The organism is Kribbella sp. CCNWLW201, from assembly GCF_037203805.1.
In the GTDB taxonomy this organism is placed as follows: domain Bacteria; phylum Actinomycetota; class Actinomycetes; order Propionibacteriales; family Kribbellaceae; genus Kribbella.
Window position 1 is genome coordinate 33,520 of the sequence record NZ_JBBCBQ010000002.1, and the last position, 12,867, is coordinate 46,386.

General features: G+C 68.7%; 12 protein-coding genes. 6 read left to right on the top strand and 6 right to left on the bottom strand.

All coding sequences use genetic code 11. From position 1 onward, the window contains the following. Positions 1-30: 30 nt before the first annotated feature. Positions 31-768, bottom strand: a complete 738-nt coding sequence (locus V9K99_RS09850) for an NAD(P)-dependent oxidoreductase (protein ID WP_337003343.1) — start codon at positions 766-768, stop codon at positions 31-33. Between the two features lie 79 nt (positions 769-847). On the opposite strand from V9K99_RS09850, the gene V9K99_RS09855 reads away from it, so the two are divergent. Next, positions 848-1,522: a TetR/AcrR family transcriptional regulator gene (locus V9K99_RS09855; protein WP_337003345.1), complete on the top strand. Its 675-nt coding sequence runs from the start codon at positions 848-850 to the stop codon at positions 1,520-1,522. Positions 1,523-1,567: 45 nt separating this feature from the next. Here V9K99_RS09855 and V9K99_RS09860 read toward each other — a convergent pair whose 3' ends face one another. Next, the gene (locus tag V9K99_RS09860; protein ID WP_337003347.1) at positions 1,568-2,425 is read right to left on the bottom strand and encodes a DUF3027 domain-containing protein; all 858 of its coding nucleotides are present in this window, start codon (positions 2,423-2,425) and stop codon (positions 1,568-1,570) included. Between the two features lie 84 nt (positions 2,426-2,509). On the opposite strand from V9K99_RS09860, the gene V9K99_RS09865 reads away from it, so the two are divergent. Continuing rightward, positions 2,510-4,375: an MFS transporter gene (locus V9K99_RS09865; RefSeq protein WP_337003348.1), complete on the top strand. Its 1,866-nt coding sequence runs from the start codon at positions 2,510-2,512 to the stop codon at positions 4,373-4,375. 178 nt (positions 4,376-4,553) lie between these two features. On the opposite strand, the gene V9K99_RS09870 is transcribed toward V9K99_RS09865, so the two are convergent. Beyond that, positions 4,554-6,074, bottom strand: a complete 1,521-nt coding sequence (locus V9K99_RS09870; RefSeq protein WP_337003350.1) for an MFS transporter — start codon at positions 6,072-6,074, stop codon at positions 4,554-4,556. Between the two features lie 120 nt (positions 6,075-6,194). Here V9K99_RS09870 and V9K99_RS09875 point away from each other — a divergent pair, with 120 nt between their 5' ends. Next, on the top strand, positions 6,195-6,944 hold the full coding sequence (locus V9K99_RS09875) for a TetR/AcrR family transcriptional regulator (protein ID WP_337003352.1): 750 nt from the start codon (positions 6,195-6,197) through the stop codon (positions 6,942-6,944). Between the two features lie 112 nt (positions 6,945-7,056). Here V9K99_RS09875 and V9K99_RS09880 read toward each other — a convergent pair whose 3' ends face one another. Both V9K99_RS09880 and larE read right to left on the bottom strand, forming a co-directional pair. Then, positions 7,057-7,440, bottom strand: a complete 384-nt coding sequence (locus V9K99_RS09880; protein WP_337003354.1) for a cold-shock protein — start codon at positions 7,438-7,440, stop codon at positions 7,057-7,059. 116 nt (positions 7,441-7,556) lie between these two features. Beyond that, positions 7,557-9,026: an ATP-dependent sacrificial sulfur transferase LarE gene (gene larE, locus V9K99_RS09885; RefSeq protein WP_337003356.1), complete on the bottom strand. Its 1,470-nt coding sequence runs from the start codon at positions 9,024-9,026 to the stop codon at positions 7,557-7,559. A 114-nt stretch (positions 9,027-9,140) separates the two neighbouring features. On the opposite strand from larE, the gene V9K99_RS09890 reads away from it, so the two are divergent. Genes V9K99_RS09890 through V9K99_RS09900 form a run of 3 tightly spaced genes read left to right on the top strand, consistent with a single transcriptional unit; the run spans position 9,141 to position 11,663 of the window. After that, positions 9,141-10,070: a TauD/TfdA dioxygenase family protein gene (locus V9K99_RS09890; RefSeq protein WP_337003358.1), complete on the top strand. Its 930-nt coding sequence runs from the start codon at positions 9,141-9,143 to the stop codon at positions 10,068-10,070. A 55-nt stretch (positions 10,071-10,125) separates the two neighbouring features. After that, entirely contained in the window at positions 10,126-10,716 is a 591-nt protein-coding gene (locus V9K99_RS09895; RefSeq protein WP_337003360.1) for a TetR family transcriptional regulator, read from the top strand. Beyond that, positions 10,713-11,663, top strand: coding sequence for a R2-like ligand-binding oxidase (locus tag V9K99_RS09900; protein ID WP_337003362.1), 951 nt, complete (start codon positions 10,713-10,715; stop codon positions 11,661-11,663). Before V9K99_RS09895 ends, V9K99_RS09900 begins: the two co-directional genes overlap by 4 nt. On the opposite strand, the gene V9K99_RS09905 is transcribed toward V9K99_RS09900, so the two are convergent. Further along, on the bottom strand, positions 11,637-12,806 hold the full coding sequence (locus tag V9K99_RS09905; protein ID WP_337003364.1) for an MFS transporter: 1,170 nt from the start codon (positions 12,804-12,806) through the stop codon (positions 11,637-11,639). The two genes, V9K99_RS09900 and V9K99_RS09905, sit on opposite strands and share 27 nt — an antisense overlap. Positions 12,807-12,867: the final 61 nt, after the last annotated feature.

The window sequence follows — 12,867 nt, forward strand, 5'->3', positions numbered from 1 at the left end:
AGCGGCGGATGCTAGAACAACCGAAGCCCCTCACAGGACCGACCCACTCGCCGTCGGAGGCGGTGTCCCTTCCGCGGCGTGGGCCATGGCGCTGGGCGAGAGGCGGCCGACGATCGCGGGCGCCTCTTGGATGAGGGTGTCGTCGGTGAGTGCCGCCACCATGAACAGCGCGAAGTCCACGCGCCGCGTCAGGTTGCTCGCAAGTACTGCGTCGCCGACATGACGGCTCCACACGGGCAGGCCCTGGCTCTCGCCCTCTTCGAGGTCGCTCCCACGGACGACGGTCCAGCGCCGATCGCTCGCGAAGATCCGCCGGCACGCCTCCACCTGATCATCGATCTCGACGGCGCGCACGAGGCCGGCCAGCGGGGTCATGATCCGGATGGCCGCTCTGAATCGCCAGGAGTACCGGTCCTTGCCGTCCCGGGAGATGTGCCAGCCGCACGAGAACACCAGTCGCGCGTCCGGGTCGGCGTGGTCGAGCACCGCCTGCGCCGTACCTGATGAGTACTGCTGCACACCCCAGGGAACCAGCACGGTCAGTACGCCGTCGCAGCCGGCGACCGCCTGCCGGATCACCTCGCGATCGTTCGTGGGCCCGGGAACGATCGTGATCCGGTCCGCGAACTCGGCGAGTTTCGGGACGCTGCGTTCGCGACACACTCCGACGACCTCGTAGCCGCGGTCGAGCGCCTGCCGAACCATGTACTGCCCGAGCTTTCCGGACGCGCCGACGATGCAGACCTTCCGCACCTGATCCGTCGTCATATCTCCCACCCCTTGTCTTTCGAACTTACGGTGTAAGTCACGGTAGGCTTACACCGTAAGCCAGTCAAGGAGGAAGTCCATGGGCGAGCGCAGCACCGGCCGGCGGGCGAGAACGGAGCGGGTGCCTCTCAGTCGGGAGCGGATCGTCAAGGCCGCGATAGCGCTGGCCGACGAGAAGGGTGCCGCCGGGGTGACCATGCGGGCGATCGCCGCCGAGCTGAGTGTCGAGGCGATGTCGCTGTACAACCACGTGGCGGGCCGGGAGGACATCCTCGGCGGCATGGTCGACGCGGTGTACGGCGAGATCGACCTTCCGACGTCGACCACCGACTGGAAGGGTGCGATGCGAGACCGCGCCGACTCCGCGCGCACGGCACTGAAGCGCCACCCCTGGGCCGTCGGCCTGCTGGACTCCCGTCGCCGACCCGGTCCAGCGACCCTGCGCCACCACGACGCCGTCCTGGGCGCCCTGCGAGCAGGGGGCTTCTCGATCGGCATGGCCGCGCACGCCGTCTCAGTGATCGACAGCTACCTGTACGGCTTCGTCCTACAGGAACTGACCCTGCCGTTCGCCACCCCCACCGAACTCGACGAGGTCGCGGCCGACATCCTGCACGACCTACCACCCGACACCTACCCACACCTCACGGAGCTCATCACCAAGCAAGCTGCGGGGTCGGCCTACGACTACACCGCCGAGTTCGACTCCGGCCTCTTTCTGATCCTCAACGCACTACACCCCGACGAGCTGTAGAGCAGCCTGCTCGCTGCCGCCGGAGGCGGTGTCCGTTCGGCGGGGTCAGGTCGACTGGTCTTCGACCTCGTCGTCGGATTCGGGTTCGGCGGCGGCTTCGACCTCGGACTGTACGGCGTCTGCTTCGGCGACCTGGTCGGCCAGCTCGAGGTTGTCGTAGCCGGTGGTGTCGAATGCGTGCCCGGCGATGGGTTGGTCCTGCAGGTCGATGACCGCGTCGGAGTGCGCACCACAGCCGTAGTCGTAGGACACGACCCGGCCCTCGCCCGGGGCCATCTCGTTCGAGCAGACGCCGAACGCCTGTCCGAGGCTGTCGGCCAGGCGGATCCAATAGCCGCACGCGTTGCACTTGTACGGAACGGCCTGCGCGATCGCGGCGGACGGACCGAACTCACCGCCGTACCAGCGATCCGATGCCTCTTCTCGCCCGTACTGCGACAGCACGCGCTCACGACCGAGTCCGAGCTCCTCGACGACCGTCAGCACGTCCTCGGGCGCACCGGTGTCGGTGAAGCCCGGCTCGAGCCGGGGGTCGTCCGGGTGGGTCGGGAACAGGTCGCCGGGCCGCAGGTCGCCGGGCTGGACCCGGTCCGACCACGGCACCCACTCCGGCGCGACGATCGCCTCGTCGCCGGGGAGCATGACGACCTCGTTGACGGTGACCGTCTTCGCGCGCGAGGCGCGGGTCAGCGTGACCGCCCACCGCCAGCCGCGGTACCCGGCGTGGGTGGAGGCGAAGTAGTGCGTGACGAGGCGCTCACCCTCGACCAGATGACCGAGGTGTTCCCCGACCTGCGCGGCGCCGGCCTCGGCGATCGCGGCCTCGCGGGCGGGTTCGACTGCCGCGACACAGATGGTGTCGGGCTTGGCGCGCACCGGTTCCGGAGTTTTGACGGGAGTCACAATCGCCCATTCTCGCACGGCCTCGACTGTGTTCCGAACGCGCCGTGACTACGGTCTGTCCCCCGCAGGAGGCAGGATGGTTCCATGCACAGCCCAGACCCCGCGGACCAGAAGGCGACACCTGGTTCATCCGGCGCGAACGCGGCCGGCGGGACACCTGGTGACAAGCCCGGTGAGACGCCCACCGGCAAGCCCGGAGCGAAGAGCACCGGCGAGCGACTCAGCGGTGCCCGGGAGAAGCTCGGGACCGCGAGCAAGAAGGTCGGTCAGGCATCCAAGGTCGGGGCCAGCGGGGTCGCGTCGGCGTCGAAGAAGACGGCCGTGGTCAGCGGGAAGGTCGGCCGCGCTACCGGTCGGCGGATCCGCGGGCTGACCAGCGCCCAGGGCGCCGGTGAATCCGGTCTGTCGCGGCTGATCGAGCTGGGCGCCGTGAACGCGGCCGGTGACACCGCGTTCGCCGTGTCGCTGGCCGGGACGGTGTTCTTCGCCGTACCGAGTGAGCAGGCGCGCGACCGGGTCGCCCTGTTTCTGCTGCTGACGATGGCGCCGTTCGCGTTGATGGCGCCGCTGATCGGACCGATCCTGGACCGGTTCCGACACGGCCGCCGATGGGCGATCGGTGCGACGCTCGGTCTGCGCGGGTTCCTGGTCTGGAGCCTCGCCGCCTCGATGACGGGCAGCAGTTCACAGTGGCTCTACCCGGCCGCGCTGGGTTGCCTGGTGGCTTCCAAGGCGTACGGCGTGACGCGGGCATCCGCCGTACCTCGGCTGCTCCCGAAGGAGATCACCCTCGTCACGGCGAACTCGCGGATCTCGCTGGCCGGTGTCGCGGGTGCGACCATCGGCGCCGGTATCGCGGGCGCGTTCGCGGCGATCGGGCCGGAGTGGTCGCTGCGCTGGGCCGCACTCGTCTACACGATCGGTCTGGTGCTGGCGATCCGGCTGCCCAACAAGGTCGACTCGCCGGCCGGCGAAGAGATGACCGGTACGGCGGGACGCGACGCACGCCGGCGCGCGATCACGGCGGCGGTGGCGCGCGGGATCCGGTGCAACCTCGGGCTGCGGTTCGTGTCCGGGTTCCTGACCATGTACCTGGCGTTTCTGCTGCGGGACAAGCCGCTCAGCGGGATCGACGGCGCGCTCGCGGCGGGTGCCGTGATCGCGGCCGCGGGTCTCGGCAACAGTCTCGGCACCCTGACCGGATCGTTGCTCAAGGCCCGAAAACCCGAGGCCGTCGTACTCGTCGTACTGCTCGCGGACGCGACGGTCGCGATCCTGGTGGCGGTGTTCTACGGCTTCCCGATCCTGATCGCACTCGGCCTGGTCGCCGGGTTGTGCAGCTCACTCGGCAAGCTGTCCCTGGACGCGATGATCCAGCGCGACGTGCCGGAGACCGTGCGTACGTCGGTCTTCGCCCGCTCGGAGACCGTGCTGCAACTGTCCTGGGTGATCGGCGGCGGCTGCGGCATCGTCCTGCCCTTGATCCCCCGCCTCGGCTTCGGCTTCCTCGCCGCCGTACTCCTGGTCGTCGTCTTCCTCGTCGTACGCATGAAGCCGTCCAGCAAACCCACCGCCGGCCCCCTCAAGCCAGGGGGACTCGGCGGCCCTCGCGGCGGTGGGCACCACACCGACCGCGAGGCCGAGCGGCCCACGAGCACGAGCCGGACGATCCTGACGACCAGCGTCGCCGAGCAACGCGCCAACCGGCCCCGACGGCCCGATCAGCGGTACGACGAACCAACCGTGGAACTCAAGCTCGACGGCCAGCAGCCACCCACCGCACAACCATCGCGCCCGGACCAGCCAATCGGCCGCTGGTGGAGCGGCCAACCGGACGAAGACGACGAGGACACCGTCGAAGACCAACCCCCCTGGTCCGAAGAACCCACAGTCGAACGCAACCGCACCCCCTCCAACCGCCGCCACCCCGGCCCCCACCCACCCCGCTAACCCCAGCCAACCTGAACTCGCCGTGGAGCTGGGTTGCGGGCGCGGCATGTGTACCGAAGAACGGGTAGTGGTGGGCTTCGGCCCTGGATTGGCGGGTTGCCAAAGCGGGATCGAACAGGGCGGAACCGACTACCACCCGTTCTTCGGTACGGGCTACCCCATCGGACGGGGGGCGCGGCTAGGCGGTGAGGGCGGGCTGCTCGTCGAGGGCCTCGTCGGCTGGCGCCGGAGTCGTGCCGCGGAGGGTGAGGGTGGCGGCCACGGCTGTGGTTAGGAGTAGGAGGGTGCCTACTAGGGCCACGGTGTTGAAGCTGTGGGTGAAGGCGTGGCGGGCTGTGGTGAGGACGGTTTCGGCTAGTTCGGGTGGTAGGTGGGCGGCTGCGGCGGAGGCGGCGGGGAGGCCTTCGCGGACCGGGGCAGCCACGTCGTCGGGGAGGTCTGCGCGGTAGGCCGCCGTACCGATGGAGCCGAGGATGGCGATGCCCAGGGCGCCGCCGAATTCGCTGCAGGTCTCCATCACCGCCGAGGCCGAGCCGGCCCGCTCCGGGGCGACCGATCCGACGATGGCCTCGGTGACCAGGGACATCACCATGACGAGTCCCGCTGCGAGGAGTCCGGAGCCGACCAGGACCACCGCGAGCGGGCCGGCTTGCGTCAGGACGCCGTACCCGGAGGCCGCCAGTACGAAGGCGCCGCCGATCACATAGGCGCGGTCCACCCGACGGGCGAGGGAGGTCGCGAGCGGCGCGGCGCCGCCGACGATGACGGACGGGGCGAGTGACCACAGCGCGGCCTTGAACGGGCTCATCCCGAGCACGAGTTGCAGGTACTGCGTCATGAAGACCGCGTTCCCGACGAGCGCCAGCATGCCGATCGTGTTGGCCGCGAGCGAACCGCTGAACGCCCGGTTGCGGAACATCGAGAGGTCGATCATCGGGTACGACGCCGTCCGCTGCCGCTGCACGAACACGACTCCGAACACCAGGCCGGCCACGATCGCCACCACCGGCAGCATCGACAGCCCGTGCGCGGCCAACTCCTTGATCCCCCAGATCGCCGGCAGTACGGCGGCCAGCGACAGCAGCGACCCGATCAGGTCGAACCGGCCCGCGTCCGGCGCCTTGAACTCGGGCAGCAGCATCGGCGCGAGCACCAGCAGCAACAGCATCGCCGGCGTGTTGATCAGGAACACCGAACCCCACCAGAAGTGCTCCAGCAGGAACCCGCCGAGCACCGGCCCGAGCGAGATCCCGCCCATCATCACCGCGCTCCAGAACGCGATCGCCTTCGACCGCTGGGCCGGGTCGTGGAACATGTTCCGGATCAGCGCCAGCGTCGACGGCATCAGCGTCGCACCGCCGATGCCGAGGACCGCGCGGGCGGCGATCAGCTGCTCCGGGTTCTGCGCGTAGGCCGCCGCGATCGACGCCAGCCCGAACGCGACCGCACCGAACAGCAGCAGCCGGCGGCGCCCGATCCGGTCGCCGAGCGAGCCCATCGTGATCAGCAGGCCGGCCAGCACGAACCCGTAGATGTCGAAGATCCACAGCTGCTCGGTCGCCGACACCCCGAGGTCCGCGCTGATGAACGGGACCGCGAAGTACAGCACCGAGACGTCCATCGAGACCAGCAGCAGCGGCAGCGCGAGCACGCCGAGCGCGATCCATTCCTTCCGCCCTGCACGTTCAGTCGTACTCATGACTACCCCTCAGATTATCTGTGTACGACGCACACTGTGTGCGCCATACACAGACCATAGCCGCATCTGTCTATGATGTAAACAGATAGACTTCGGGGCAGCCGAGAGGAGAGGTCGACGATGAGCGACGAGACGCCGGTGGAGCTGCCGCGGGTGCTGGAGCAGCTGTGGGGGATCGAGGGACGCCAGCGGCCGGGACCGCGGCCGGCGTTCCACATCAGCGATATCGGCCGGGCCGCGATCAAGCTGGCCGACGCGGGCGGGCTGGCGGCGGTCTCGATGAGCAAGGTGGCGGCCGAGCTCGGCTTCACAACGATGTCGCTCTACCGGTACGTCGACTCCAAGGACGACCTGTACGTCGTGATGCTGGATGAGGCGTTCGGCGAAGCCCCGGAGCCGGATCCCGGTCAGGACTGGCGCAGCCGCATCACCGCGTGGGCAGAGGCGTTCCGCGACGGCCTGCGGAAGCACCCGTGGATCCTGCAGGTCCCGTTGACCGAGCCGCCGCTGTCACCCAACCAGCTGACCTGGATGGAGGCGGCGCTGCACGCGTTCGACGGCACGCCGCTGACACCGCGCGACAAGCTGTCGGCGATGCTGCTGGTGAACATCTACGTCCGCGGCACGGTCCAGCTGACCCTGAACATGCTGACCCGTTCCGCCGAGGAGGCCGCGGCCGCGGACCTGCTGTACAACCAGCGGTTGCGACTGCTCGCGACCGAGGACCGCTTCCCCGCCATTGCGGCCGGCGTACAACAGCCGAACTCGGCCGAGGAGCTCGACCTGGACTTCGAGGCGGAGGGTTTCCGCGACGGCCTGGACACCGTCCTCGACGGCATCCAGGCCCGGATCGTGCGCAAATCCACCTGACCCACCCCGCGGGGATATCCCCGGGCGGCGTGGGTTCTCCCCTCGGGTACGAGCAGAGAACCCCCGGTTCGAGGGGATATCCCCTCGAACCGGGGGCGGCGGCTGCGGGTGGTCAGATGTCGAGTTTGTCGGCTACTCCGCGCAGGACGGTGGCCACCTGGCGGGCGGCCTTGCCGTCGGGCTGGCGGCCGCGGCGGTAACCCTCGCCGAGGTTGTCGAGGAGCTTGATCAGGTCCTCGATGACGAGCTGCATCTCCTCCGGCTTCGGCCGCATCGCCTTCGCCACCGACGGCGGCGGGTCGATCAGCCGGACCTGGAGGGCCTGTTCACCCCTGCGTCCCTCGACGACACCGAACTCGACCTTCTGGCCCGGCTTGAGGTTCGTCACTCCGGCGGGCAGGGCGTCGGAGCGGACGTAGACGTCCCCGCCCTCCTCTTTGCTGAGGAAACCGAACCCCTTCTCGGAGTCATACCACTTGACCTTGCCAACGGGCACGAGAACCTCTTGTTGTCAATCGTCGGAACAGGACGGGCGGGCTGCCCGATCGGCTACCCAGCGTACGTGAACCAGCGCTGCCGCGCCTCAGGAAAAATTATCGGCCAGGTGCCTCGTCACCGGTACTTCTCCGGGTCCTTCAACCGTTCGTTCATCGACCCGGAACGGAACCCGCGCGGATCGACCTGGGCGGCCGGGAATCCTTCCGCCACGACCGCGTCGACGAGCGCCTGCCGGTCCACCTGATCCAGCAGCCGCGCGTCGATCTCGATACTCGCGGTGTCCCCGACGTCGCGGACCCGGACGTTCTCGACGCCGTACGGCGTGAGCAGTGCACGGACCGTTTGTTCGGCCCGGTCGACCCGGGCCAGCAGGTTCGGCGTGATCCGGATGCCGTACGCGATCCGGCTCGACAGACACGCGGCCGCCGGCTTGTCCGACGTGTCCAGACCCCAGCTCCGGGAGGCCTCGCGGATCTGCGCCTTGGTCAGCCGCGCGTCCTTCAGCGGCGTGATCGCACCCCGCTCGAACGCGGCCCGGATGCCCGGCCGGAATCCGGCGATCGCGTCGTCGGCGTTGGTCCCGGTCGCGATCGCGGTGATCCCGAACTCGTCCGCGATCGGCTGCAGCGTCTCCACCAGCTCGGCCTTGCAGAAGTAGCACCGGTCCCCCGCGTTGGCCTGGTACCCCTCGCGCTCCATCTCGTGCGTGTGCGGGGTGACATGCCGTACGCCGATACCGTCCGCGAACCGTGCGGCCGGCTCCAGCTCCGCCACCGGCAGACTCGGCGACACCGCGGTCGCCGCGATCACGTTCGCCGGGCCGATCGCCCGGGCCGCGGCCGCCAGCAGGAACGCCGAGTCGGCACCGCCGCTGAACGCGACGACCATGTTCTTGTAGCCCGACAGCCGCCGCATCAACGCTTCCAGCCGCTGCTCGAGCACATACGCGTCCAGCCAGGCCGGGAACTCGGTCAAATCGTTCAGCACGACGTCAGCGCCGTACGCCCGGAGTTCGTCAGCGGTGAACGGCCCAGTGGCCACGCTCACCGCGACCGCGCCGGCAGCACGCGCACCGTCGATGTCGGCCGTGTGGTCGCCGACGTAGATCGTCGCCTGGTGCTCCCGCAGCGCGATGCCCTTCTCGGCACCGTGCAGATCGCCGACCGGCTCGTCGACGTCCAGCCCGAGGTGCTCCAGGTGCAGCACCACGGACGGCGTGTACTTCGCCGACACCACCATGGTCTTACCGCGCAACGCCCGTACGGCGGCCAATGACTCGACCACACCGGGCAGCGGGAGGCTCCCGGTGATCGCGTGCGACGGGTAGTGCTCGCGGTAGCGGGAGACCATCGCGTCGACCTGCTCCGGCGGGAACCAGTTCGCCATCTCCCAGGTCAGCGGCGGCCCGAGCCGACTCACCACCAGGTCGGTGTCGATCGGTACGCCGGTCTCCGCGGCGAGCAGATCCCACACTGCCTGGATCCCCGGCCGGGAGTCGATCAGCGTCATGTCCAGGTCGAACCCGACCACGAGTTCCGGCACGTCGAACGTCGCGGCGGTGGGCTGGATCTCGGCGGTTGACACGTCCCCAACCCTACGTGCTCCCCGCCCGCGCCCGGTCTCGCATCCCGAAACAGCGTCTATGTCTACTAAATCAGTAGGAAAATACATATTAACCAACCCCCGAGGGAGCCACCCATGACCACCCAGCTGGAAGCACCCGAGATCACCGTCACCAAGGCCGGCGGCGCGATCGGTGCCGTGATCGGCAACGTCCGCCTCGGCGGCGACCTGAACCCCGAGACCGTGGCCGCGATCCGGCAGGCGCTGCTGGACCACAAAGTCATCTTCTTCCGCGAGCAGCACGACCTCGACGACGCCGGCCAGCTCGCCTTCGCCAAGCTGCTCGGTACGCCGACGCTCGCGCACCCGACCTCGAAGAGCCTCGAGGGCTCCGAGCACGTGCTGCCGATCGACTCCGACTACGGCAAGGCGAACAGCTGGCACACCGACGTCACGTTCGTCGACCGGATCCCCGCGATCAGCCTGCTTCGCGCCGTCACGTTGCCCGCGTACGGCGGCGCGACCACGTGGGCCAATACCGTTACGGCGTACGCGAATCTGCCCGTCGCACTGCAGGCCCTGGTGGACCGGCTGTGGGCCGTGCACAGCAACGTCTACGACTACGCCGGCCGGGTCGACGAGACCCGGATCGGCGGGGTGGACGTGAAGGTCGAGGAGCACCGCAAACAGTTCGTCTCGAAGCTGTTCGAGACCGAGCACCCGGTCGTCCGCATCCACCCCGAGACCGGCGAGCGCTCGCTGGTGCTGGGTCATTTCGTACGGCGCTTCGTCGGCTTCACGTCAGCCGAGACGACCGCGTTGTTCCAGCTGCTGCAGAACCGGATCACGAACCTCGACAACACCGTCCGCTGGCAGTGGCAGCCCGGAGACCTGGCGATCTGGGACAACCGGGCGACCCAGCACTACGGCGTCGCGGACTACGACGACCAGCCGCGGCGGCTGCACCGGATCACCCTGGCGGGCGACATCCCGATCAGCATCGACGGAGTCCGCAGTACTCCTCGGACCGGTGATGCGGAGCACTTCTCTTCACTTGACAATTGATCGCGATCTGTTCGCTAACTTGACATTCGCGGTGATTTTGTAAACCCTTGTCGGCATGGACTCCTTCGCCGACCGCACCAGACGTCGCCTGCGCGACGAGTTGCTGGACGCCGCGCAGGATGCGATCGAGACGGGCGGGTACGACGGGCTCCGGATGGCCGATGTGGCTCGTCGTACCGGGGTTTCGCGGCAGACCGTCTACAACGAGTTCGGCGACAAGTGGAGCCTGCTGGCGGCGGTCGCGGCGCGCGAAACGGAGCGGTTCCTGCTGGAGGTGAACGCTGCGCTCGCCGAGCAGTCCGATCCGATCGACGGTTTGCGGGTCGCGGTCGAGCGGGCGCTCACCCTGGCCGGGGACAACCCGCTGGTGAAGGCCGCGCTCAGCCAGCCGGGGTCCGACCAGGCCAGTCAACTGCTGACCACACGGGGGCAGCAGGTGCTGGAGCTGGCCCACCTCCGGCTGGATGCCCATGTCAGGGAGCACTGGCCGGAGGTCCCAGCCGAGGACGCGACCAGCTGCGTCGACGTCGCCTTGCGCGTCGTCCTCAGCCACATCGTCACGCCGGGCCCTCCCCCGGCGGCTGTGGCGGCGCAGCTGGCCCGCGTCCTCAGTCCATTTCTGAGCGCTAGCAGGAGGTCGCGATGACTAATCCCCTTCACAGGCAGGGTTTCAGCTCACTGCGGTCTGGCGGCCTGAACTGGGAGGCGCTGCCGCTGCGGCTGTTCGACAAGGGCAATCGCAAGTTCTGGAATCCGCGTGACATCGACTTCAGCCAGGACGCGAAGGACTGGCAGGAGCTCAGCGACAACGACAAGGACAACGCGTTGCTGCTGTGCTCCCAGTTCATCGCCGGTGAGGAGGCGGTGACCGAAGACCTCCAGCCGTTCCTCCAGGCGATGGCGGCCGAGGGGCGGTTCGGCGACGAGATGTACCTGACCCAGTTCTGTTTCGAGGAGGCCAAGCACACCGCGGTCTTCCGGCTCTGGCTGGACGCGGTCGGCGTCACCGAGGATCTGCACCACTACGTCGAGAACAACCCCGGCTACCGCGCGATCTTCTACGAGGCCCTGCCGGTCGCCCTCAAGTCACTGGCCGACGACCCGTCCCCCGCCAACCAGGTCCGAGCGAGTGTCACCTACAACCACGTGGTGGAAGGGACTCTGGCACTGACCGGGTACCACGCGTGGAACCTGCTCTGTACGTCGCGCGGCGTCCTGCCCGGCATGCAGGAACTGATCCGCCGGATCGGCGACGACGAACGCCGGCACATGGCCTGGGGCACCTTCACCTGTCGCCGCCACGTCGCCGCCGACGCATCCAACTGGCAGGTCGTCACCGACACGATGGAGGAACTTCTCCCGCACGCGCTGACCCAGATCCAGTGGGCGATGGACAACTCCCCCGAGCTCCCGCCGGAGATCAACCCGACCGCGCTGATGACGTACGCCGGCGATCGCGCCACCCGCCGACTCGGCGCGATCGAGTCGGCGGTCGGCGCGGACGTCGCCGGGATCGATCTCGACTACTCCCCCGAGAAACTCGAGGACGACTTCGGCGACGAGGACTCAGCCGCGCTGGCGGCGGTTCGTTAGTACGACGATCAGGGCCGCAGTCGCCAACAAAGCGGGCAGCCACGTGACTGTCGTCGTACCGACGTGGTCGGCGACCTGGCCGCCGGTGAAGGCACCGAGTGCGATCGAACCGTTGTACACCCCCACGAGTACGGCGGACGAGGCTTCGGGGGCGCTGGGTGCCGCGGCGTGACCCCAGGCCTGGGTGCTCACACTCGTTCCGCCGTACGCGAGACCCCAGACCAGTAACAGGATCAGGGCTCCGGTGAGCGTCGTACCCAGGAACGGCATCACCAGGCTTGCGGCTGCGACACCGGCGGCGATGAACGTCATGGCGCGGACCGGACGCATCGAGCCGGTGAGGAAGTTGCCGAGTACGCCGGCCACGCCGTACGCGAGGAGCAGGCTGCCGATCAGCGCGGGGCTGATACCGGCGAGCTTCTCCAGCAACGGACGGACGTAGGTGTACGCCGAGAAGTGGCCGGTGACGATCAACGCGACCAGGAGCAGACCGACGCGGACCTGCTTGATCTTGAGGACCGCCAGCACGTCTCCGATCCGGACTGCGGCAGCCGCGGGAAGTGGCGGCAGCAGGAAGGCGAGGGCGACGGCGAGTACGACGGAGAGCAGGCCGACGGCTGCGAAGGCCCAGCGCCAACCGATCAGCTCACCGACGTACGCACCGGCCGGAATGCCAAGCACAGAAGCGATTCCGATCCCGCTGAAGATGAGCGAGGTCGCCGGTCCGACGGCGTGCGGCGGGACGATCCGCGGCGCGAGGCCGACTGTGAGCAGCCAGACTCCGCCGAGCGAGATCCCCATCAGCACCCTGGCGACGGCCAGCACGCCGAACCCGGGGGCGACTGCCGCGAGCAGCCCGGCCGCACCCAGGAGTGCCATCAGAGCAACCAGGACTGTCCGGCGGTCGACCTTGCCGAGCAAGAGCGGCAGCACGGGGGACGCGAGCGCCGAGACCGCACCCGTCACCGTCAGGGTCAGGCCGGCCGTTCCTTCGCTGACGTGCAGCGCGGAACCGATCGGCGTGAGCAGGCCGACCGGCATCAGTTCGGCCGTCACGACGGTGAACACGGTGGCCGCCATCGCCACGGGAGCACCCCAGCCCTGTGTCCTGGGTGCTACCTGGTCGGCGCAGATCGTTGTCATACTTCAAGACTTCGGGAGTCCGGAGGTGCGGAACAACGGCGATGTGGTCATGCTTGTATTA

Coding starts and splice junctions, on each gene's coding strand:
- V9K99_RS09850 (WP_337003343.1), bottom strand. CDS start 768: ATGACGACGGATCAGGTGCGGAAGGTCTGCATCGTCGGCGCGTCCGGA.
- V9K99_RS09855 (WP_337003345.1), top strand. CDS start 848: ATGGGCGAGCGCAGCACCGGCCGGCGGGCGAGAACGGAGCGGGTGCCT.
- V9K99_RS09865 (WP_337003348.1), top strand. CDS start 2,510: ATGCACAGCCCAGACCCCGCGGACCAGAAGGCGACACCTGGTTCATCC.
- V9K99_RS09870 (WP_337003350.1), bottom strand. CDS start 6,074: ATGAGTACGACTGAACGTGCAGGGCGGAAGGAATGGATCGCGCTCGGC.
- V9K99_RS09875 (WP_337003352.1), top strand. CDS start 6,195: ATGAGCGACGAGACGCCGGTGGAGCTGCCGCGGGTGCTGGAGCAGCTG.
- V9K99_RS09890 (WP_337003358.1), top strand. CDS start 9,141: ATGACCACCCAGCTGGAAGCACCCGAGATCACCGTCACCAAGGCCGGC.
- V9K99_RS09895 (WP_337003360.1), top strand. CDS start 10,126: ATGGACTCCTTCGCCGACCGCACCAGACGTCGCCTGCGCGACGAGTTG.
- V9K99_RS09900 (WP_337003362.1), top strand. CDS start 10,713: ATGACTAATCCCCTTCACAGGCAGGGTTTCAGCTCACTGCGGTCTGGC.
- V9K99_RS09905 (WP_337003364.1), bottom strand. CDS start 12,806: ATGACAACGATCTGCGCCGACCAGGTAGCACCCAGGACACAGGGCTGG.